The organism is Actinomyces sp. HMSC065F12 (assembly GCF_001814535.1).
GTDB classification, from domain to species: domain Bacteria; phylum Actinomycetota; class Actinomycetes; order Actinomycetales; family Actinomycetaceae; genus Pauljensenia; species Pauljensenia radingae_A.
Genome location: NZ_KV816981.1, coordinates 1 through 20,375 on the forward strand (window position 1 = coordinate 1; position 20,375 = coordinate 20,375).

The 20,375-nt window shown below is 52.4% G+C and carries 26 protein-coding genes and 1 pseudogene; 20 read left to right on the forward strand and 7 right to left on the reverse strand.

Features of this window, described 5'->3' with window-relative positions; all coding sequences use genetic code 11:
* The first annotated feature begins 57 nt into the window (after nucleotides 1–57).
* Both HMPREF2975_RS05975 and HMPREF2975_RS05980 read left to right on the forward strand, forming a co-directional pair.
* Nucleotides 58–435, forward strand: a complete 378-nt coding sequence (locus HMPREF2975_RS05975) for an HNH endonuclease (RefSeq protein ID WP_048708017.1) — start codon at nucleotides 58–60, stop codon at nucleotides 433–435.
* A 245-nt stretch (nucleotides 436–680) separates the two neighbouring features.
* Complete coding sequence (locus HMPREF2975_RS05980; RefSeq protein ID WP_048708014.1) at nucleotides 681–1,253, forward strand: P27 family phage terminase small subunit; 573 nt, start codon at nucleotides 681–683, stop codon at nucleotides 1,251–1,253.
* A gap of 24 nt (nucleotides 1,254–1,277) precedes the next feature.
* Here the strand turns inward: HMPREF2975_RS05980 and HMPREF2975_RS05985 are convergent, their stop codons facing one another.
* Nucleotides 1,278–1,487, reverse strand: coding sequence for a hypothetical protein (locus HMPREF2975_RS05985; protein WP_227469290.1), 210 nt, complete (start codon nucleotides 1,485–1,487; stop codon nucleotides 1,278–1,280).
* 117 nt (nucleotides 1,488–1,604) lie between these two features.
* Here HMPREF2975_RS05985 and metK point away from each other — a divergent pair, with 117 nt between their 5' ends.
* The 7 genes from metK to HMPREF2975_RS06020 all read left to right on the forward strand — a co-directional run bounded on the left by metK (nucleotide 1,605) and on the right by HMPREF2975_RS06020 (nucleotide 8,365).
* Nucleotides 1,605–2,795 (forward strand): methionine adenosyltransferase, encoded by a 1,191-nt coding sequence (metK, locus tag HMPREF2975_RS05990; RefSeq protein WP_048708007.1) that lies wholly within the window; start codon nucleotides 1,605–1,607, stop codon nucleotides 2,793–2,795.
* Complete coding sequence (locus HMPREF2975_RS05995) at nucleotides 2,767–4,023, forward strand: site-specific DNA-methyltransferase (protein WP_048708005.1); 1,257 nt, start codon at nucleotides 2,767–2,769, stop codon at nucleotides 4,021–4,023. The genes metK and HMPREF2975_RS05995 overlap by 29 nt, the downstream gene beginning before the upstream one ends.
* Before the next feature lie 3 nt (nucleotides 4,024–4,026).
* The gene (gene dcm / locus HMPREF2975_RS06000) at nucleotides 4,027–5,547 is read left to right on the forward strand and encodes a DNA cytosine methyltransferase (protein ID WP_048708004.1); all 1,521 of its coding nucleotides are present in this window, start codon (nucleotides 4,027–4,029) and stop codon (nucleotides 5,545–5,547) included.
* 88 nt (nucleotides 5,548–5,635) lie between these two features.
* Nucleotides 5,636–5,851: a hypothetical protein gene (locus tag HMPREF2975_RS06005; protein ID WP_048708001.1), complete on the forward strand. Its 216-nt coding sequence runs from the start codon at nucleotides 5,636–5,638 to the stop codon at nucleotides 5,849–5,851.
* Nucleotides 5,845–6,294, forward strand: a complete 450-nt coding sequence (locus tag HMPREF2975_RS06010; protein ID WP_048707999.1) for a hypothetical protein — start codon at nucleotides 5,845–5,847, stop codon at nucleotides 6,292–6,294. The genes HMPREF2975_RS06005 and HMPREF2975_RS06010 overlap by 7 nt, the downstream gene beginning before the upstream one ends.
* A gap of 106 nt (nucleotides 6,295–6,400) precedes the next feature.
* Entirely contained in the window at nucleotides 6,401–6,685 is a 285-nt protein-coding gene (locus tag HMPREF2975_RS06015; protein ID WP_048707996.1) for an Nmad4 family putative nucleotide modification protein, read from the forward strand.
* A 75-nt stretch (nucleotides 6,686–6,760) separates the two neighbouring features.
* A complete protein-coding gene (locus HMPREF2975_RS06020) occupies nucleotides 6,761–8,365 on the forward strand; it encodes a terminase large subunit (RefSeq protein ID WP_048707993.1) in 1,605 nt (534 codons plus the stop codon).
* A gap of 3 nt (nucleotides 8,366–8,368) precedes the next feature.
* Here the strand turns inward: HMPREF2975_RS06020 and HMPREF2975_RS12285 are convergent, their stop codons facing one another.
* Nucleotides 8,369–8,995 (reverse strand): hypothetical protein, encoded by a 627-nt coding sequence (locus tag HMPREF2975_RS12285; RefSeq protein ID WP_048707989.1) that lies wholly within the window; start codon nucleotides 8,993–8,995, stop codon nucleotides 8,369–8,371.
* A 78-nt stretch (nucleotides 8,996–9,073) separates the two neighbouring features.
* Between HMPREF2975_RS12285 and HMPREF2975_RS06035 the strand changes: the two genes are divergently transcribed.
* Genes HMPREF2975_RS06035 through HMPREF2975_RS06065 form a run of 7 tightly spaced genes read left to right on the forward strand, consistent with a single transcriptional unit; the run spans nucleotide 9,074 to nucleotide 13,990 of the window.
* Complete coding sequence (locus HMPREF2975_RS06035; RefSeq protein WP_048707984.1) at nucleotides 9,074–10,387, forward strand: phage portal protein; 1,314 nt, start codon at nucleotides 9,074–9,076, stop codon at nucleotides 10,385–10,387.
* On the forward strand, nucleotides 10,384–11,268 hold the full coding sequence (locus tag HMPREF2975_RS06040; RefSeq protein WP_048707979.1) for a head maturation protease, ClpP-related: 885 nt from the start codon (nucleotides 10,384–10,386) through the stop codon (nucleotides 11,266–11,268). Before HMPREF2975_RS06035 ends, HMPREF2975_RS06040 begins: the two co-directional genes overlap by 4 nt.
* A gap of 25 nt (nucleotides 11,269–11,293) precedes the next feature.
* A complete protein-coding gene (locus HMPREF2975_RS06045; protein ID WP_048707976.1) occupies nucleotides 11,294–12,514 on the forward strand; it encodes a phage major capsid protein in 1,221 nt (406 codons plus the stop codon).
* 29 nt (nucleotides 12,515–12,543) lie between these two features.
* Nucleotides 12,544–12,861 (forward strand): head-tail connector protein, encoded by a 318-nt coding sequence (locus HMPREF2975_RS06050; protein ID WP_048707971.1) that lies wholly within the window; start codon nucleotides 12,544–12,546, stop codon nucleotides 12,859–12,861.
* A gap of 15 nt (nucleotides 12,862–12,876) precedes the next feature.
* On the forward strand, nucleotides 12,877–13,209 hold the full coding sequence (locus tag HMPREF2975_RS06055) for a phage head completion protein (RefSeq protein ID WP_048707969.1): 333 nt from the start codon (nucleotides 12,877–12,879) through the stop codon (nucleotides 13,207–13,209).
* Complete coding sequence (locus HMPREF2975_RS06060; RefSeq protein WP_048707968.1) at nucleotides 13,209–13,646, forward strand: HK97-gp10 family putative phage morphogenesis protein; 438 nt, start codon at nucleotides 13,209–13,211, stop codon at nucleotides 13,644–13,646. Before HMPREF2975_RS06055 ends, HMPREF2975_RS06060 begins: the two co-directional genes overlap by 1 nt.
* The gene (locus HMPREF2975_RS06065; RefSeq protein WP_048707966.1) at nucleotides 13,643–13,990 is read left to right on the forward strand and encodes a hypothetical protein; all 348 of its coding nucleotides are present in this window, start codon (nucleotides 13,643–13,645) and stop codon (nucleotides 13,988–13,990) included. The genes HMPREF2975_RS06060 and HMPREF2975_RS06065 overlap by 4 nt, the downstream gene beginning before the upstream one ends.
* Here the strand turns inward: HMPREF2975_RS06065 and HMPREF2975_RS06070 are convergent.
* Together HMPREF2975_RS06070 and HMPREF2975_RS06075 are read right to left on the reverse strand one after the other, a co-directional pair.
* Complete coding sequence (locus HMPREF2975_RS06070; RefSeq protein WP_053086214.1) at nucleotides 13,987–14,739, reverse strand: GIY-YIG nuclease family protein; 753 nt, start codon at nucleotides 14,737–14,739, stop codon at nucleotides 13,987–13,989. The genes HMPREF2975_RS06065 and HMPREF2975_RS06070 overlap by 4 nt on opposite strands.
* 161 nt (nucleotides 14,740–14,900) lie before the next feature.
* On the reverse strand, nucleotides 14,901–16,124 hold the full coding sequence (locus HMPREF2975_RS06075) for an MFS transporter (protein ID WP_048707963.1): 1,224 nt from the start codon (nucleotides 16,122–16,124) through the stop codon (nucleotides 14,901–14,903).
* A 93-nt stretch (nucleotides 16,125–16,217) separates the two neighbouring features.
* On the opposite strand from HMPREF2975_RS06075, the gene HMPREF2975_RS06080 reads away from it, so the two are divergent.
* Nucleotides 16,218–16,919: a TetR/AcrR family transcriptional regulator gene (locus HMPREF2975_RS06080; RefSeq protein ID WP_048707960.1), complete on the forward strand. Its 702-nt coding sequence runs from the start codon at nucleotides 16,218–16,220 to the stop codon at nucleotides 16,917–16,919.
* Between the two features lie 312 nt (nucleotides 16,920–17,231).
* Here HMPREF2975_RS06080 and HMPREF2975_RS06085 read toward each other — a convergent pair whose 3' ends face one another.
* Nucleotides 17,232–17,744, reverse strand: coding sequence for a VanZ family protein (locus HMPREF2975_RS06085; RefSeq protein ID WP_048707958.1), 513 nt, complete (start codon nucleotides 17,742–17,744; stop codon nucleotides 17,232–17,234).
* A gap of 60 nt (nucleotides 17,745–17,804) precedes the next feature.
* Here HMPREF2975_RS06085 and HMPREF2975_RS06090 point away from each other — a divergent pair, with 60 nt between their 5' ends.
* Both HMPREF2975_RS06090 and HMPREF2975_RS06095 read left to right on the forward strand, forming a co-directional pair.
* Nucleotides 17,805–18,413: a major tail protein gene (locus tag HMPREF2975_RS06090; protein WP_048707955.1), complete on the forward strand. Its 609-nt coding sequence runs from the start codon at nucleotides 17,805–17,807 to the stop codon at nucleotides 18,411–18,413.
* Nucleotides 18,414–18,428: 15 nt separating this feature from the next.
* Entirely contained in the window at nucleotides 18,429–18,854 is a 426-nt protein-coding gene (locus tag HMPREF2975_RS06095) for a polysaccharide deacetylase family protein (protein ID WP_048707950.1), read from the forward strand.
* A 190-nt stretch (nucleotides 18,855–19,044) separates the two neighbouring features.
* Here HMPREF2975_RS06095 and HMPREF2975_RS06100 read toward each other — a convergent pair whose 3' ends face one another.
* Nucleotides 19,045–19,668 (reverse strand): alpha/beta fold hydrolase, encoded by a 624-nt coding sequence (locus HMPREF2975_RS06100; protein ID WP_048707946.1) that lies wholly within the window; start codon nucleotides 19,666–19,668, stop codon nucleotides 19,045–19,047.
* Nucleotides 19,665–19,850 carry a hypothetical protein gene (locus HMPREF2975_RS06105; RefSeq protein ID WP_048707943.1) on the reverse strand — a complete coding sequence of 62 codons (186 nt, stop codon included), beginning with the start codon at nucleotides 19,848–19,850 and terminating at the stop codon, nucleotides 19,665–19,667. The genes HMPREF2975_RS06100 and HMPREF2975_RS06105 overlap by 4 nt, the downstream gene beginning before the upstream one ends.
* Nucleotides 19,851–19,927: 77 nt before the next feature.
* On the opposite strand from HMPREF2975_RS06105, the pseudogene HMPREF2975_RS06110 reads away from it, so the two are divergent.
* Nucleotides 19,928–20,375, forward strand: a pseudogene (locus HMPREF2975_RS06110) (phage tail protein); the annotation flags it as partial.

A 20,375-nucleotide genomic window follows, 5' to 3' on the forward strand; every position in this document is an offset into this window, starting at 1 on the left:
CCAAGAACCCACACGGGAACTTGGGGCTTCACCACATCCAGGGGGAAGGAGCCAGCGATGCCAGTCAAACCCGCCTCCCCGTGCTCCCACCCTGGCTGCCCCGAGCTCACCCACGAACGCTACTGCGACGCCCACGCGAAGGCAGAAGACGCCCGGTATCGGAAGTATCAACGGGATCCGAAGATCAACCGCCGCTACGGCTCACGGTGGCGCAAGATCCGCGCCACCTACGTCGCCGCCCACCCGCTCTGCGAAGACTGCCTAGAGGCTGGGCGATACACGCCGGTGCAAGAAGTCCACCACGTTCTCCCGCTTGAACACGGCGGCACCCACAACTTCAACAACCTCCGAAGCCTGTGCAAGCCCTGCCACTCCAGGCGGACAGCCTTGGATGACGACAGGTGGAGGCAACAACCTCGGGTCTACACCTACTGACGAGCCCACACGTTGCCCGTTGGCGCAACGATCATCTGGAACCTCAAAGATGCCTACCCGCCTGGCGTTTGCCGAACACGAGCCACCGTCGAAAGCCTGACGAGGGGTAGGGCCGTCGAATCTCTACGACTCGTTCACGGGTCAGCGGGCGGGGCCAACCGTACACAAAAAGACCGAATCAAACACGGTATTAACCCGCAAGCCCTCCATCACCGGGCTAACCGCCTGGAAGGAGGCAAGATTTCATGGCGAAAGACGGCACCAACCGCGGCGGCCGCCGCGTCAGAGCAGGCGCGAAACCCGACCCACTCAACGAGAAACTCGCCAAGGGTCTGCCTGCTACTCGCCTGGAAGATCCGCTAGCGAGCCCTTTCGATTTTGAGGGTGCAGATGTTGGCGCGGGCGCGGTGCTTGCTGGTGAGGTGATGCCGGAGCCGTCTGAGTATCTGTCGGAGGTTCAACGCGATGGCAAACCTTTAGGTGCTGATTTGGTGTATCGGGAGACGTGGCGCTGGCTTGATGAGCGTGGCTGCACGAGGTTTGTTTCTAAGCGTCTGATTGAGGCCTATGCGCAGGCGTTCGCGCGTTATGTGCAGTGTGAGCAGGCGATTTCCAAGTTTGGTTTGCTCGGCAAGCACCCGACCACGGGGGCTGCTATCGCTTCCCCGTTCGTTGCGATGAGCCAGTCTTTTGGTAAGCAGGCAAATGTGTATTGGTATGAGATTTTTGAGATTGTGCGGGCTAACTGCACTAGTGACTATTCGGGGGCGGCTCCGGGTGATGAGGTTATGGAGCAGTTGTTGAAAGCACGCTTGTAGATGCGTCCTAGTTGTTTACCGGGGTTACTTGGAGCCTTTTGTCGCGCTGAAAGCTGCCCCTAGCGCGATTCCAACTCCTGTGCCGATAGCTACCCCCAAGGCGATATCGTCCATAATGAAGCTAAAGATAATGCCGGTCATCATCCCGGCAATCATTCCATAGGCCACGGCTTTACCATCGCCACCAGAAGGCTCCTGCTCCTGCGGATTAGGTTTACTCGTTTCGTCTTTCACGTATTCCAGTATCACACACGATTCGGGTTCGCTTGTCTATATTCGCTCCCCACTCTTGGTTTGTCATGGTGGGGAGTTTTTTGTTTCTTTTTATTTTTCTACTGAAAGGGCATTCCTATGACTATGGTTCGCAGCGCTGAAGCAGTGTGTATCGGTCACCCCGATAAACTGTGCGATTTAATTGCTGATCAGATTCTGGACGAAATTCTCTACGCCGATCGCAACGCCCGTGTCGCGGTAGAGGTCATGGCTACTGGGCGACGGATTATTGTCACTGGTGAAATCAACGCTAATGCTCGTGTTGACTTGCGTGATTGCGTACGAACTGCACTTATTGCAGCTGGCTATAAGCCGTGGAGATTTTTGGTGTACGTGTGGGTGAGGCGTCAATCTAACGATATTAACGACGGGGTGAGCACATCTTTAGAGGCTCGCCATGGCGATGAGTCTGCTTATTGTCTTCAGGGTGCTGGTGATCAAGGCACGGTCTACGGTTATGCCTGCACTGATACACCACAGCGTTTACCGTTGCCTCTTGTTTTAGCCCACGAGATTTGTAAGCGGCTAGATCAGGCACGCAAGCAAAGAACCATCACTGGGATCTTCTCGGATGGTAAAGCACAAGTTTCGGTGCGCTACGACGAGGTAGGCAAACCGCTATCTATCGAAACCGTTGTGGTTTCCGTCCAGCACGATAAATTCAAGGATTTCGAGGTGTTGCGCCGTGAAATAACTTCGCTGATTGTTGGCCCAGCATGTCAGCCATATCTACCGGTAGATGCGGACACTGTTGTGTTGATCAACCCGTCCGGGCGGTTCGTGGAGGGCGGCCCTAAAGCTGACACCGGACTCACTGGCCGAAAACTTATGGTTGATACCTATGGCGGGCTGGCCGGACATGGTGGTGGAGCTTTCTGTGGTAAAGATGCTTCTAAGGTTGACCGGTCGGGTGCATATATGGCGCGCCTGATCGCGAAAACGATAGTGGATGCGGATCTTGCATCCCGGTGCCAGGTGGCGATTAGTTACGCGATTGGCAAAGCCGACCCGGTTGCTTTCAGTGTGGACACGCTCGGCACCGGCCAATACACCGACCAGATCCTCACGGCTGCAGCTCAAGATGTGTTCAATCTTCGGCCAGCAGCAATCATCGACCAGTTTGGGCTGCGAGCACCCGGCTATGTGCGCTATTCGACGTATGGGCATTTCGGGGATTACACACGCAAGTGGGAAGACACCTGGACTACTAGCCGCGAGCTTGTCAAGGCGGTGAAAAACCATGCGCATCAAGCAAATAGCGCTAACTGATCTCACCCCAGCTGACTACAACCCCCGCAAAGACCTACAACCTGGGGACACGGACTACGACAAACTAAAACGCTCGCTAAGTGAGTTTGGGTATGTGGAGCCAGTCATCTGGAACAAAACCACCGGAAATGTTGTGGGTGGGCATCAGCGTCTGAAAGTACTAGCTGATCTGGGTTATAAAACGGTGGATTGCGTGGTCGTCGAAGTCGACGAAACACGCGAAAAAGCGCTCAATGTTGCTCTAAACAAGATCAGTGGCGATTGGGATGATTCCAAACTCGCCCTGCTCATAGCCGACCTGGATGCTTCCGATTTCGAGGTTGAACTCACTGGTTTCGACGAAGCCGAAATACAACAGTTGATAGGTTCTCTTGATAGCGACAGTATCGAGGACGATAACTTCGACCTGAACGCCGCCCTAGAAGCGGCAGCCTTTGTTGAAAAAGGCGATATCTGGAGGGTTGGTAGGCATCGCCTAATGTGCGCGGATGCCACGAACCCAAGCGACGTCGAAACCTTGATGGATGGCAAACAGGCTAATCTGGTGGTCACAGACCCGCCTTACAACGTGGACTTCAAATCGAACAGCGGCCTGAAAATCGCAGGCGACAAACAAGACGCAGGCACCTTCTACCAGTTCCTGCTGGCTGCATTCACCAACATGGCGGCATCCCTTGCTAAGGGCGGGTCAGCCTATGTTTTCCATGCCGACACCGAAGGCCTCAACTTCCGTAAAGCGTTTCTTGATGCTGGCTTCTACCTGTCGGGCTGTTGTATTTGGGTTAAAGACTCCCTAGTGCTTGGTCGTTCCCCATATCAGTGGCAGCACGAACCGGTGCTGTATGGGTGGAAGAAAGACGGCTCTCACGCTTGGTATGCCGACCGCAAACAAACCACGGTGTGGAATTTCGCCAAGCCCCGCAAAAACAGTGACCATCCGACCTCGAAGCCGCTGGATTTGCTGGCCTATCCGATTCGTAACTCCACGCAAACCAACGCGATCGTGCTCGATACGTTTGCTGGCTCTGGTTCCACGCTAATGGCTGCAGAAGCCACAGACCGCACTTGCTATTGCATGGAGCTGGATGAGAAATACGCTTCCGTGATTCTGCGCCGCTATGCCGAAGCAACCGGAGACGCGGCAGGGATCACGTGTGAGCGTGGTGGCAAGCAGTATGCCTACCTGGATCTGGTGAAAGAGGTCGACCGTCCCAAGCAGAAAGGCTAACTCGTGAGACAAACTTTAAGGCTTGGCTCGCTTTTTGATGGCTCGGGTGGTTTCCCACTCGCGGCAACAAAGGTTGGTATCGAACCTGTGTGGGCAAGCGAGATTGAGCCTTTCCCGATCCTGGTCACCACCACGCGCCTTCCGCAAATGCAACACCTAGGCAACATCTGCAACATTGACGGCAGTCAGCTAGAGCCGGTGGATGTGGTCACGTTTGGCTCTCCTTGCCAAGACCTGTCGGTAGCAGGTAAAAGGGCAGGTTTAGCTGGCGAACGCTCGGGTCTATTCCACCAAGCTGTCAGAGTCATCAAGGAAATGAGAAAGGCAAGTCATGGTCTATATCCAAGATTCGCTGTTTGGGAAAACGTGCCCGGAGCCTTCTCAAGCAATAAAGGGGCAGACTTCCACAGCGTCCTGCAAAACCTCATCTCGGTTGTCGACGAAACGGCAGCGGCTGACCTACCTCGAGTACAAAAATGGCAAAAAGCCGGAGCGATCGTGGCAGACAAATGGAGTATTGCGTGGCGAGTATTGGACGCGCAATTTTTCGGAGTACCCCAACGACGCAAAAGAATCTACCTTATCTGCGATTTTGCAAGCGGGCGTGCCGGACACATACTCTTTGAGCCCACGCGCCTGCACGGGGATCTTGCGCCGGGCTGCAGTGAAAAGCAAAACCCTCCCACCAATCCTCGAGCAGGCACTCACGAGGCAAGCAAATCTTTAGATGTGTTCGCCTTGCGGATGCGGGCAGGTAAACCTGGTGGTGGTAAAGGCCCGCTCGTGCAAACAAATCTTTCCGGCACGCTCGGATGCAGTAACGACCAGAGTATTATTGAGCCGCTACTATTTGACCACCATCCTCATGATGCCAGAGTGGGCGGACCATGCCAGATAGCACCAACCGTGACCGCTCGTTACGGCAATGGCGGAGGCAATACTCCCATCATCGCTACCGCCTACGGTTTCAATGCGTTACATGAGGGACGCGGCGCGGCAGTGGGCAGGTACGGTTATTCAACTGAGGTATCCAAGACGCTCGATACGTCTGGGATAACTCCGACCTGTAACCAAGGCGGCATCGCCATCGTCGAACCCGACGTTGTGAGTGCCTCGAAGGCAGACTTCTTCTGCCGAGGCAACGTCAATATTGCTGGTGCTCTGTTGGCTTCGGACTCAACTGAGCCGCCCCTGGTCACTGACCCTGGCATGCCCGAATACCGCGTGAGACGCTTAACCCCAACCGAATGCGCCCGCCTACAAGGATTCCCTGATGATTGGACACAGGATTTAGCAATCAGCGATCCTACAGATTCACAGTTGGATTACTGGTGGCAGATCTGGGCCAGCTGGGCCAAGGTGCAAGGATTGAAAAAACCTAAAACCCGCAACCAAGTACGCTCTTGGCTCACCAATCCAGCGTCCGACCGGGCACTCTACAAGCTGTGGGGAAACGGGATAGCTTTGCCGTGCGCCAAACTCGTGCTTTCCCAGATAGTCGCCGAGACCACTAAAACTCCTTGATTTTAAGGCGAAAATGACTGGATAAGTACGCGTTCCTATGGCTGTATGTACATGACCAAACAACCAGCAAGAAAGAGAGGGTTTGGTGATGATGGGACAGCTATACGCCGATCTAGAAGAAATCGAAAACCTCGGAGTCGACCTGACCGATATTGGTGCGGTGTGGGATGCAGCCGAAGACCACGGCTACAAGCACGTAGAAATGATTGTCTCCAACTTCCCACACGACTTCATGCGCCTCATCCGCACATGGCTGGACGTTCAAAGCATCGAGTTTGATGGTGAGGAGGATGAGCAATGGTGAACACCAAAAAGGCTGAAAACTACGGGCTCGTAGTCACCCTGCCCGCCACGCTTGATGAGACTGAGCTGGCAAGGCTGCATGGACTTATTGCAGCCAAGAAAGACTTGATCGCTAAAGCGCTCGGCGCGAGCCGGCTCGACATCACCACCAGTAGTGAGGGGCTGAGTTTCCCGTGGTGGGATGAGCTGCCCGAGTTTGAGAAGATCACTGCCTACACCGAGTTCTTAACGAAGCTGATCGCGTACGCTAAACGGATCCGCCGCACCGTAACCCGCAGTACAAGACAGGTAAGTAATGAGAAGTATGAACTGCGCTCCCTGCTTTACCGCATCGGACTTTCTGGTAAAGAACATAAGGAAGTACGCAAGATTTTACTTGCACCATTAAGCGGTGATTCTGCGTGGAAAACCCCGCCACTAATAAACACTAACCAAGAGATGTAAACCACTATTTATTAGGCAAAATAGGTGGCAAAATGACTGGATAAGTAGCGAAGTCTATGGCTGTATATACATACCAAAACGGTACGCGAAGAAAGGAAATACAGCGATGGAAACGACAACGATGGAACGCCTGCAAATGGCCACCGATAGCTACGGTGCGGTGGTGCGCTACGGCAACCTAGTGATCGCCACCAGCTACAGTTGGCACAAGGGCGGGGTTTATGGCAACGACGCCTGCATCTACCACCTGACCGAAACCCCCTCCGAGAACCCCTGGCAGGGTAAGTCCTTCATCGAATGCGGCCTCGAACTGATCAAGCAAGCCGACCAGATTTTCCCTGACGACGGTCACGCGCTCGCCTGGGCGTTAGCTAATCTGCCCGAAGCCTAGCCCCACAAGGCTTGAGGGCGCCTGTTATCGCTGGTAGTAACTGATTTTTTAACCAATAGAAGGTAACTGATTCGTATGCGTGAGCTAGCTGATTATCACCCGACCCGGTTCATGGCTGAAAGCTCGCGCTATGACAAGCGCCGAGCTGATTTTGCGGTCGCGTTTATCGAAGCTTTAAAGCATACGAAAGGCCGGTGGGCAGGAAAACCTTTTAAGTTGATTGATTGGCAAGAACAAATCATTCGCGACCTTTTCGGGGTGGTCAAACCTGACGGGTTTCGCCAATTCACTACGGCTTACGTGGAGATCCCGAAGAAACAGGGCAAGAGTGAACTTGCCGCCGCCGTCGCACTCTTACTGTGTTGCGGCGATGGCGAGGAACGCGCTGAAGTTTATGGGTGTGCTGCCGATCGGCAACAAGCATCCATCGTGTTCGAAGTGGCAGCCGACATGGTGAGAATGTGTCCCCCACTAGCCAAGCGGGTAAAGATCCTTAGAAGCCAAAAACGTATCATCTACTCCCCCACCAATTCCTTCTACCAGGTACTATCGGCCGAGGCTTATTCCAAACACGGATTCAATATTTCCGGAGTGGTATTCGATGAGCTACACACCCAACCCAACCGGGCGCTCTTCGACGTGATGACCAAAGGCAGTGGGGATGCTCGCACCCAGCCACTGTACTTCCTGATCACAACCGCCGGCACCGACACCCACAGCATCTGCTACGAACAACACCAAAAAGCCCAAGACATCCTGGATGGCAAAAAGATCGACCCCACTTTCTATCCAGTCATATATGGGGCAGCGCAAGATGATGATTGGACCGATGAAGCCGTGTGGCATAAAGCCAACCCATCCTTGGACGTGACGGTGCCAATCCAGAAAGTTAGGGACGCTTGTAATAGTGCCAGGCAGAATCCGGCTGAAGAAAACACCTTCAGACAGTTGCGTTTGAACCAGTGGGTCAAACAGTCTGTGCGATGGATGCCCATGCACGTGTGGAATCAAAACAATACCCCAGTCAATCTAGACGACCTCGAGGGACGACCCTGTTATGGAGGGCTGGATCTTGCCTCTACCACCGATATCACTGCTTTCGTTCTCGTATTCCCACCCACGGATGACGATGACAAATACACGGTTGCACCCTGGTTTTGGATACCCGAAGACAACCTCAAACTCAGAGTTTCTAGGGATCACGTCCCCTACGACCTATGGCATCAGCAAGGCCACCTACTCACAACTGAGGGCAACGTGGTGCACTACGGGTATATCGAGAAGTTCATTGAGGATCTTGGCACCCGGTTTAATATCCGAGAAATCGCTTTCGACCGGTGGGGAGCGGTCCAAATGAGCCAAAACCTTGAGGATGCTGGTTTCACGGTAGTGCCATTTGGGCAAGGCTTCAAAGACATGTCCCCACCATCCAAGGAACTGATGAAGCTGGCGTTGGAAGGCAAGCTCGCGCACGGCGGGCACCCGGTGCTGGCCTGGATGGTCGATAACATTCACGTACGCACCGACCCAGCTGGCAACATCAAGCCAGATAAGCAAAAATCCACGGAAAAAATCGACGGGGTGGTCGCCACCATCATGGCCTTGGATCGGGCTATCAGGTGTGGCAACGCACTTAGTGGTGGTTCGGTTTACGACTCGCGGGGACTACTTGTGCTCTAATACTTACAAAAGTGGTCGGTCAGTCTTGATACTTTGAACTCGAATTTCTCCGTTACCGTCACGTCGAAGTAGAAGAAACTCGGAGGAATCTGCAAGTTGAACAATGTGGGATTCAAGCAGCTCTCGCAAAAATAGGCACAAAGCTCTAAGTGCTTCGAAGTTCTCTTCAGGAGAAGTCTCATTCTTTTTGAATGGATTAGGTGCATGGAGGATCGCGCTGACAAGACCAAAACTGCGTCCGACTTCGGATTCCTGGAGTCCAACTTCCGGTCGTACGCCTTGCCCCACAGTTCCATCATGGGTAACATATCCGAACGAACATGGCCAATAGTTTGGATTAAGCTCCTTCAAACGTTTTCGCATCTCTCCGAAGTCTTTTGCGCTTTCCATCTTTTTCTGTGCCTTGTCGAAAAGCCTTTTGCTAGCGGCAAAGGAAGCTGTAACTACGCGCTCCAAAACGAGACGTAGGTGAGCAGCTGCGTGAATTAGATTAGCGAAATCGACGCGACTTCCTGTCAGCTCGACTTCTGCATGGTCGAGATCCCAAAATATTCGGTCATAAATCCACCGGTACAGGACTGGGGTACCCGTTTCTATGTTCTCAAAGCCATCGATTCGTTCCGACTGCATTGAGCCTGGTTCGTTTATGCGTTCTTTCGGTGATCTACGTTTATTCACATAACAAATTATCCATGCAAGGAGTGCTCCATGGGGATACGCAACTGGCTACGCGGTAGACCCCGCGAGACCGAAAACCATACGATTGGCTCGTCTTACTCGTTCTTGTTCGGACCTACGTCTTCTGGTCGTCCGGTAACAGAACGCAGCGCGATGCAGATGACCGCTGTGCATTCATGCGTGCGTATCCTGGCTGAGGCTATCGCGGGTTTGCCACTGCATGTTTACCGGCATACGGAAGGTGGCGGTAAAGAAAAAGCTACCGATCATGGTTTGTATCGGCTTCTTCATGATGAGCCGAACCCCGAGATGACGTCGTTTGTTTTCCGCGAAACTTTGATGACGCATCTGCTTTTGTGGGGTAACGCGTTCGCCCAGGTTGTACGCAACGGCCTAGGTGAAATCATAGGGCTCTATCCGTTGCAGCCAAACCGCATGAGCGTAGGCAGAGACTTGGACACTAAGGCTTTGTATTACGAGTACCAGACCTCCTGGGATGAGCCGGCAGGCGAATACAAAACCATCCGGCTGACCCCAGCCGATGTTTTGCATATCCCAGGTCTCGGCTTCGACGGTTTAGTGGGTTATTCACCGATTGCGATGGCCCGCAATGCTATCGGCCTGGCACAAGCCACCGAAGATTACGGGGCGTCGTTTTTTGCTAATGGTGCTGCTCCTGGTGGGGTGTTGGAGCATCCTGGCACGATTAAGGATCCTTCTCGGGTGCGTGAGTCTTGGCAGGCTACCTTTGGTGGTGCGAAGAACGGCAATAAGGTCGCTGTTTTAGAAGAGGGCATGAAGTACACGCCTATTAGCGTGTCTCCGGAGCAGGCACAGTTTCTTGAAACACGGAAGTTTCAGCTCAACGAGATTGCCCGGATTTTCCGTATTCCGCCGCACATGATCGGCGATCTGGAAAAGAGTTCCTTTTCTAATATTGAGCAGCAGTCTCTGGAGTTTGTGAAGTACACGCTTGATCCGTGGGTGATCCGCTGGGAACAAGCAATCACGAAAACTCTCTTGAACCCGCGTGAAAAGCAGCAGTTGTTTGTGAAGTTCAATGTTGAGGGGCTGCTGCGCGGGGATTACCAGTCGCGTATGGAGGGCTACGCGGTAGCCAGGCAGAACGGGTGGATGAGCGCCAACGACATCCGCGAGCTAGAGAATCTCGACCGCATCGATGAGGCCGATGGCGGGGATCTCTACCTGGTCAACGGCAACATGCTGCCACTCGATATGGCAGGCGCTTATGCCGCCACCAAACAAGCCGACGCTGTCGCAGCTAACGATGAGCAGCTGGAAGAACAACCTGAAAAGAACCAAATTTTGAGGAGGAGAATGTGAAGCGTTTTTGGAACTGGATACCACCAGAAACAACCAACCCGGACACCCAAGAGGATGTTCGGGTTTTGCGTATCAACGGGGCTATCGCCGAAGAATCCTGGCTCGACGATGACGTAACACCCGCCATCTTCGCATCTGAACTAAATGCCGGATCAGGACCGGTCACTGTTTGGCTCAACAGTCCCGGTGGCGATGTCGTGGCGGCAGCCAGGATTTACAACATGCTTCTGGACTACCCAGGAACCGTGACAGTCAATATTGATGGCATCGCAGCATCCGCAGCGAGCGTGATCGCCATGGCAGCAAGTCATGTGGCGATGTCGCCGGTGTCGATGTTGATGATCCACAACCCAGCAACGTTGGCGATGGGCGATAAAACCGAACTCTCGCGTGCCCTCGACATGCTTGAGAGTGTCAAGGACTCGATTATCAATGCTTACCAGCTCAAGACTGGGTTGAGCAGGGCGAAGTTGTCGAAGTTGATGGATGCCGAGACCTGGATGGACGCAACTGCAGCCATCGAACTTGGGTTCGCCGACGAGCTGCTGACTGGTAAACGAGCACCAACCCCAGACAAAGAGGACGAAGAATCTGAAGAGCCGGGTGAAGACGAGCCGGATGAGGACGATTCCGGCGGGGATGACGAGCAAGGCCCTGCCCGTAAGAAGCCGCCGTTGCCGCCCAAAAACAAGGGTGGTGTGGTGTTTTCCAGAAAGGCCGCGGAACAGCGCCTCGTCGCGCAGTTAGCTGGCCAGCGAAAAGATAGTGCTCCGCCTGGCTCACTGCCATCTCCTGATACCCGTTGTTCTTTGCAGCCCGCTGTCTCTTGTGGTCGGCGGGTTGTTGATTTATACGCCCAACTAACTGATCAACCCCACTAAACCCTTAAGAGAGGAACTTTTTATCATGACTACTGTTACTGATCTTTATGCTCGCCGTGCCGAAACCTGGAATAAGGCGAAGGCTTTTCTGGATGAGCGCCGTAACTTTGAGACCGGCTGCCTGAGCGCTGAGGACGATGCGGCTTACGCGAAGATGGAGGCTGAGATCGAGGCGCTTTCTAACGAGATCGCTCGATCCGAGCGGGCCGAACGCACAGAAGCCAACCTCGCGCAGGCGACTCGGGCACCCATCACAGCAACACCAGGTGCTGGATCAGACGAGAATGTGGGCAAGGCGAAGCCTGCCCGTGCTACAGCTTCCTACAAGCGGGCGTTTTGGGATGCGATGCGGCTTAACACCTCCCCCATGGAAGTAAGGAATGCGCTAAGTGAGGGGGTGGATTCTGAGGGCGGATACCTAGTGCCTGACGAGTTCGAACGCACCCTAGTGCAGTCTTTAGCCGACCAAAACATCATGCGAAGCCTCGCCAAGGTTATTCAGACCACTAGCGGGGACCGAAAGATCCCTGTCGTGTCTACCCATGGCACCGCTACCTGGCTGGATGAAGGCAAACCATATAGCGAATCCGATGAAGCCTTCACCCAAATCTCTCTGTCGGCGTTCAAGCTGGGTACCTTCCTGAAAATCAGCGAAGAACTGCTCAACGATGCAGCGTTTAACGTTGAACAATACTTAGCGAGCGAGTTTGCTCGCCGTATTGGAGCTGCTGAAGAAGAAGCGTTCCTGGTTGGCGATGGTAAAGGTAAACCCACCGGTATCTTCAACCCAACCGGCGGAGCCGAGATTGGCGTGACCAGCGCCAAGCCTACCGACATTAGCGCTGATGAACTCATCGATCTGCACTATAGTTTGCGTGCCCCCTACCGGGCGCGCGCGGTGTGGCTGATGAACGATGCAACAGTAAAGACCGTACGCAAGCTCAAGGACGGTAACGGGCAGTACCTGTGGCAACCAGCCCTGACTGCTGGAACCCCGGACATGATCCTTGGCCGACCCGTTCACACTTCCGTGTTTGTGCCTGAGCTTAAAGCTGGGGCGCGCACAGTAGCGTTCGGTGACCTCGGCTTCTATTGGATTGCTGACCGGCAAGGCCGCTCCTTCAAACGCCTCAACGAGCTATTTGCAACCACCGGGCAGATCGGGTTCCTCGCCTCCCAACGCCTAGACGGCAAGCTAGTCTTGCCCGAAGCGATCAAGGTTCTTACCCAAAAGACCGCGGGGTAAACCATAAAAATAGTTAGGAGGTGGCAGCCATGAAAACAGACGAACTCATGGCTTTAGTCAAGCAGAATCTACTGGTCGACCATAGCGAGGATGATTCTTTGATTGCCTCGTTTGTTTTGGCTGCCATCTCCTATGCCACCGCTTACCAACATCTGCCCGAGGGCTACTACCAAACGGAGCCCATGTCGCAGGCAACCCGGCAAGGCATTATCATGCTCGCCACCCATTTCTACGAATCCAGAGATGGAGCAACCGCCGGGTTTTGGGCAGACAAAACCGATGCTGCCCGCGCCGTGTGGAACGCAGTCAACACCCTGCTTCGTCTGGATCGGGACTGGAAAATCTAAAGAAGGACGCGCCTTGTGGCAACGCTAGGCAAAATGAGCGAGCACATCGACCTAATACAACCTGTAGTGGTTAAGGACGCTGCCGGGTTCGCCACTACTGGTGATGAGGTTATTGCTTCGGTGCGCGCATATATGGAAGTGCGGCACGCTTCACCGGCTTGGGTCAACCGCGCCGCCTACACCAAAGCAGACCTGTTATTTAGGATCCGAGCAATACCCGGCATAAATATAACCGAGGCGATGGAAATCAGCTCCGCACGTGGCAGGTACGTTATTGATGCGGTCGAATACCTCGGCCGCTATGTCGAGATTTTGGCTCACCGCACCGAAGCAGAAGGAGCACCCTGATGGCTCGCGTACAAATCCGGCTTCCCAACGATTTCATTGACGCACTCGACTCAGCCAGCAGCCTCATTGATAACTCCGCTGAGCAAGTACTTAAAGCCGGGGCTAATATTGTGGAGCCGCGTATGCGCTCTAACCTTTCTGCAGCAATCGGCAGCTCAACGAAACAGCCCTCCCGCTCTACCGGTCAGCTCGCCAAAGCGTTAGGAACCGCGCCAGTAAAAGTCAATAGCCGCGGAGACTACAACGTCAAAGTTGGTTTCGCCGAGAACCGAGACGATGGTAGAGCTAACGCACTAATCGCTAACGTTCTTGAACACGGGCGCTCCAACCAGCCCGCTAGACCCTTCCTAGCCCCTACGCGTTCACAAACCAGGCGAGCCGCAATCACCGCAATGAAACAAACCCTAGCCGCGCGAATCCAGCAGGTGAAACCATGAGCGGGCTTTTAGAAAACATAAGCCACATCGCTAAACAACTTGGGCTCGCCTATGCAGTCAGCTGCTACACCGATTCCCCAGCCCCAGACACGTATCTAGTATTCACCCCGTTAACAGATTCTTTCGAGATCTTCGCCGACAACACCCCAGGCGTCGAAATAGAAGAAGCTCGAATCAGCCTGTTCACGAAAACCAACTACTTAGCTCTAAGAGACCAGATCACGAAAGCTCTAATTAGCGCTCGCCTGGTTATTACAGGCAGGCGCTATATCGGATACGAGGACGATACCGGCTACCACCACTATTCAATCGACATCGCGAATTATTCACCGACTACTTTCTAGGAGTTGTTGCTTTCCTCCCAGACTCCATAATTTTGTCCCTCATCATTGACCCAGCGCGCTCTACCATTGGCGGAGGTACCTAACACTATGGCCGCTGCTGCAGAAGGAGAAGCAAAAGCAATATCCCGGGTAACCACGCCCCGCTTATTTTCTAGACGGATTGAACCGTCACTAACTAGCTTTTGGTGACGACTAGCTATAGTCGCATACGAGTTAACCGTTGCCTGACTTCTGGCTTTACTGGTTTCCCAATTCGCAACCACTATTAATCCCTTGAGGAGGAAAAACTCGCCATCAATCAGCTGCATCGAGGCGTCTATCTGATCTTTTTGTCTGCGCAGATGGAAAACAGGCGAAGAAACTATCTGAGCGGTAGCTGCTTGCACAGTATTTTCTAGGGAACGCAAAACATTGACTCCCAGGATCGGCAAAATCAGCTTCACATTATCTAAGAACGACTCGGCTGATGCTCGTTGCGCTTCAGAAAGCTTCCTAACCCGAGGAGTTTGTCTGTTATCAGGCATAGAACAACGCTCAGCATTCTTAGCGATTTCAACCAGACGGGCTTCTAAATAACCCCAATGCCCCTCGTTAAAAGACCGCTGCAAGCTAGCAATAATAACGACCTTTTCCCACTGCGGCTTCTTTTTGTCATGATCACGCAGGCGCTCTACAAAGTTTTCTGTCTTGCCTATATAGCACCAAGTGTTCTCAATAGCTTCAGGGTCATTACCAAGAAGAATATACACACCATTACAAGCGATTGAGCTGAATGACCCCGTGTTTGCATGGGGTTTTTGAGACGTTTGAGTTTGTTTGAACCTCGTAGCGACTAGACATCATAGTTCTGCTGAAGTCAACACCGCTTTAGCAGGAATTTTTATGGTTTTTGCTTCTAATCATAAAGAGATTATTTGCGGAACTCGGGATGGTAAAAACTCAGCAAAATTGCCGCAGCTATCAGGACTGCGCAACATGTCATTGGTAGCCACGGAGAGAGTCCGTAAAGTGCGGTAGAGGCTATCGGTGCCACTACATAGGCAGCACCATTGTTAGCATTAATCAACCCGGCCAGCCCACCTTGTTCTTCGGGCTTCATTTGCAAAGTAGGCGCCGTGTTGTAGCCAGGCATCGCCAGGCCTAGACCAAAGCCTGTCAAGATGCTGGCCACGATGAACAGTCCAAGATTTAGTGGATAAACCAAGAGTAGTAACCCGAGAAGAACGATTATTAATCCTCTTCTAAAGAGTTTTTTAGCACCCCAGTTTAACCTTGGAGCCACCAAGGCCTGCGCCAGTATCATCACCACACCCATTATTGACATGCACAAAGCGGTGAGCCCTGCTGTTGCGCCGGCCGCTAGCTTCAAAACATCCTGCAGTAAAAAGCCGAAAAGTGTAGCCACGGTAGAAAAAGCGGTAAACATTAGGAAACCGCAAGCCAGGAACACGAATACTCTTGAATCAAAATAGGAAACTTTTGCCGGTTGAGCGACTTTTTCTTCGCTACCTGTGGGTTTGAATGTTAGCAGCAAAACGGCAACGCCTAAAAGCATGACCAGAGGCATCACCAGCAAGGGCATCATGAAACCTCCTATAGCTGCAAGGCTGCCGCCCAATAAGGCTCCAAGAATAGACGAGAATCCTTGTGCAGCACCCAAGACTCCCAGACCCTTTACCCGTTGCGTCTCATTGTAGGTATGAGTCACAACGTAGGTTTGCGCGGCTGGGGAAACTGATGCGATGGCACCGCCGTACAGCACTCCCCTAGTTATGACTACTCCTATGATCAACGCTATGCCGGTGAGCAGACCCTTAAATCCTAGCCACACCACCATAGCGAATCCGCTTAGAGCCAGGATTCCGGCAAGCATGCCAATAAGCAAGATACGCCGAGATCCCCATCGCAATGAGACCCGTCCCCACCTGGTGGAGGTAAGAGAAAACATTATGGCAGCTAACGAAATGGTGGCGCCAATGTGCCATTCCTTCAGCCCGATTTCGCGCGATAGCGGAGCCAGAATTGGATTAAGAATCATCTGCCCCATATATGCCAGTAACACCGTCAAAAACAAGGGAAACAGTCCCGCTATTTTTGATTCGACTTTCTCGTTTCGTTCATTAGTGGCGCACATTAAAACATCCTTTCCAAAGTGAGCTACCAATCAAGCTGAGACAATACTAGAACAATGTTCTAGTATTGTCGAGGTTGAGGGTATGCTGTTTTCGTGGGGAATAAAGACAAGCGGGTAAACACGGGTAGACGCGCCTGGCTGACGCAGGAAAAGATCATGTACACCGCAATGGAACTGACCCGAGAGTGCGGTCTAGAAAAATGGTCGATTCGTGACCTTGCGCAGCGTCTGGGAGTAGTTCCCTCTGTCATCTACCACCATTACCAAAACCGTGACGCCATTACCGCTTCTGTAATAGGCGAGATCACTAGCACCATCGAACTACCGGACGAGCAGCTGGAATGGAAAGATTGGTTCATCTCCCTAGCAAAAAATGTCAGGCCTGTCTTTCTTGAATTCCCCGGAGTCACCGACAAACTGATGTATGGACATATGAACGCCGCGTTGATACCAATCTTGGAGGTGGCTTACGAAAAACTACGGGATGCTGGTTTTAGCAAGTACATTCACATCGCATACTCAATTATCATCAACACGATGCTATGGAGCATTACTGCTCGCAACTTGCGCAGCCCAACCAAGCAGGAACAGCGCCACGACCTAGGCCAAATGATTACCCAACTTCAGCCCCTAGCTGTCTGCTCCACAACGCTGGCTGACATCATCCAGGGCTACTTAATTCCGCTAGCCAACCCGAAAAACGAAGACCGCATGAGTCAGGAATACTTTGAAATCATCATAGAAGTCGTACTCGCCGGTTTAGAGATAGCAATCTTGCCTCGCGAAAACGCCTAACGAACCCGTGAACAAGAGAAATCATCAATACTCATAAAATATTTCCCAAAATCGCAAGGCATCCAGCTAAGAGCAAAGCCTTTCAGCCTCTCCCTCTATTTCCTGCGATTTTCCAATAAATACAAGAAGATCCACTATATCCAGAGCTTCCCAAACAACTGGTACGACTACATCAAATACTGCACTACCAATGAACTAGCTATCGCCCTTCACAGTACACAGGCTTCTCCCAGGAATCCGCTATATCGGATACGAGGCGGATACCGGTTTTCACCACTATTCCATCGATGTTTCGAGTTTTAGAGCCTGTCCTTAAGAGTTTGCAATGATCAGGAAAGTCAAAAATCCGATGAACAAGATCTCCAGGACTAACCCGATGACGTTAATGACTTTTTCGCTCTTTTCAGGCCAGAATCTGGCTAGCAGAGCAAAAACTACTAAGCCAGTAGCGGCTCCAGCAGTGTTCATTATGACATCGGTGATATCGCTGACCCCAATAGCGAAAACGTACTGAACGACCTCGAATGCCACGCTTGCTAAAAACGGTGGGAGCAATTGAATTAACCATGAGCGCCGTTTCAACAACATCCTCATGTACAAGCCAAACGGGATGAAAATAAGGAAGTTGACCACGATCTCATCAAAGAAGTTCGACCCGTAAAGATTCGCAGAATCTGTAAATGGGATCAGATTTAAGTAGCGCGCATGCCGCACGCTCAGTATGTCGTCAACGCTGGTGGCGAATTTGAACAGCACCATCCACAACAACAAGAGCAGATAAATCCCGAACACCGCATAGGTCAAGCGTCGCGTTTTCTCTCTCATGCCCCAATTCTATCTCTCGATGACATCTAACGAAAATTACTACCCAAAAGGAGAAACATCATGGCAACTATTGGTTTAGACAAGCTCTACTACGCGAGCATTAGCGAAGATCCCACTAGCGGTGAGGAAACTTATGCCGTTCCTAAACCGCTGGCTAAAGCAATATCTGCAGAATTGTCTGTGGAGGTGGCTGAGGCAATTTTGTATGCCGATGACGGGGCATCCGAGATTGTCAAGGAATTCAAATCTGGAACGCTCACTCTTGGGGTTGATGATCTCGGGGCTGAGGCTGCAGCTGCCTTAACTGGTGCGAGACTGGACGCGAACGGGGTACTTATCAGTACTTCTGAGGATGGTGGCGCACCCGTGGCTATTGGTTTTAGAGCTGCACGCTCTAACGGGAAGTACCAGTATTTTTGGCTTTACCGCGTCAAATTTGCTCTGCCGGGAACCACGCTGGCGACCAAAGCTGATTCGATCACGTTCTCTACCCCGAGTATTGAGGGAACGATTCTGCGGCGTAACAAACCAGACGCTACCGGTAAGCACCCGTGGAAAGCCGAAGTCACCGAAGGAGCCACCGGCGTGAAAGCTGAGACGATCTCCAGCTGGTACAGGCAGGTGTATGAGCCTGCCGCTACAACCAGCATTAAACCGACAAACAACTAGAAATGCAGGTAAGCCATGACAGCGAAAACCCAAACCAGCCCGGCCAGCACCTCTTTAAAAAGCGCGACAATCACTATCGCAGGTCAAGAATACGAGCTTGTCCTCACTACCCGTGCGACCCGCCTTATAGCTCAACGTTACGGAGGGCTAGAACATTTAGGTCAAGCCCTGGAAACTAGCGAAGATATGGATAAGTCACTCGGTGACGTAATCTGGCTCATCGCCCTGCTCGCTAACCAGTCCGTACAAATACACAACCTCACCCATCCGGACGATAAGCGCCCAGAGCTGACCGCAGAAGCAGTGGAGTTACTAACTGTGCCTGCAGATTTAGCTGACTACCGAGAGGCTATCGCCCAGGCACTCCAACGCGGCACCCGGCGAGCAATCATGACCGAGACCCCAGACCCAAAAGGGCAAACCAAGAAAAAGGACACTTAATAGATAGTGACGAGGCAATCTTTACCCGCCTGACCTATATCGGGCTCGCCCACCTGGGACTGACCCGCATGCAAATCGAGCTGACCATATTCGGTGAACTATTGGACCTGGTGGATTGCTGGCGTATCGAAACCGGCAGAGCCCAGCCGAAACGCATCTGGTTTATCGACGATATTATTCCTGCTGGGGTTTAGCGATCTAAATGTTTCGTGAGATAACAGGCGAATAGCTGAGGATGGGCGGCGTGCCACTGGTGCCCTGCACCTTGGATCACTTCTAGGTGAGCTGTGGGGATAAGGCCGGCGATTTTGCGGGCTGCAGGCAGGTTTGCTTTATCTTTGCTGCCGCAAACCACAGTTACGGGCATAGATAAAGCTGGAAGCTGCGAAGTAAGGTCTAAATCTTTCAAACTATCGAGCACGCCCACCAGCTCAGGTTTGCTAAGCTGCGGCGGACAGACCCATTTTGTTGGTAGAACTCGCATTAGTGTCTTTTGCAGATTCATCAACAGTTTTGGGGGTTTAGCTTGCGGAGCTGAAACAAACAGTGAGGACACCTTGCCCGGATGGGTGAGCGCGATATTTAAAGCAATCACTGCGCCCAACGATACCCCGACCAGGTGCACTGGTTCGGTCAGCGAGTTAGCAATCTGGGCGCATACGTCTTCAAGCAACCAAGAAGCCAGCGGCGGTTTCGTTGTCAAAACGTCTAGAGATATGCACTCGGTTTGTGGCAGCTGTTTTATTACTGGGTTCCAAACATCACGGGTTTCACCCAACCCGTGCAAGAACACTACCTTTTGCGCATCGCTCATTTACGCAGCGCGAAAAAACCTGCAACCAGGCTAGTTATCAGAAAACCAGCAGCATTTCCGATAGCGGTGACCGGTGAAATCACGTGCGTGAACCCGAAAATAGCAAAACAGATAGCTGCAAATAATAGCCCAACGGCTACCAGCATTAACCAGTTACGCACTCGCGCATTGTTCTTTGCCATATATGCCCTTTCGCTTTTACGTGTTCGTTCACTGATTATCCCATAACTGTCGTTACCGGAAAGAAAGGTAAACACTCATGGCTGATTCGTCTTTTGGTTTGAAGATTGGACTTGAGGGTGAGCGGGAGTTTAAGCGCGCGATCACGGATATTAATCGTGAGATGCGGGTTTTGGGATCCGAGATGAAGTTGGTGGCTTCTCAGTTCGATAGGAACGATAAGTCCGCTTCAGCGCTTACGGCTCGTAACCAGGTTTTAGGCAAAGAGATTGAGGCTCAAAAGTCGAAGATTGAGACCCTGCGCGCCGCACTCGAAAACTCCGCCACGAGCTTTGGTGAGAACGATAGCCGGACGAAGAATTGGCAGATCCAGCTCAACAACGCAGGCGCTGAACTCAACCGGCTTGAAGGCGAACTCAAATCGAATAATGACGCCCTGTCGGATTTCGGGGACGAGGCTGACGGTGCCGGTGACGATGCCAAGGGCGCGGCAAAGGACGCAGGACGTCTTGAGGGCGCGGTGGATG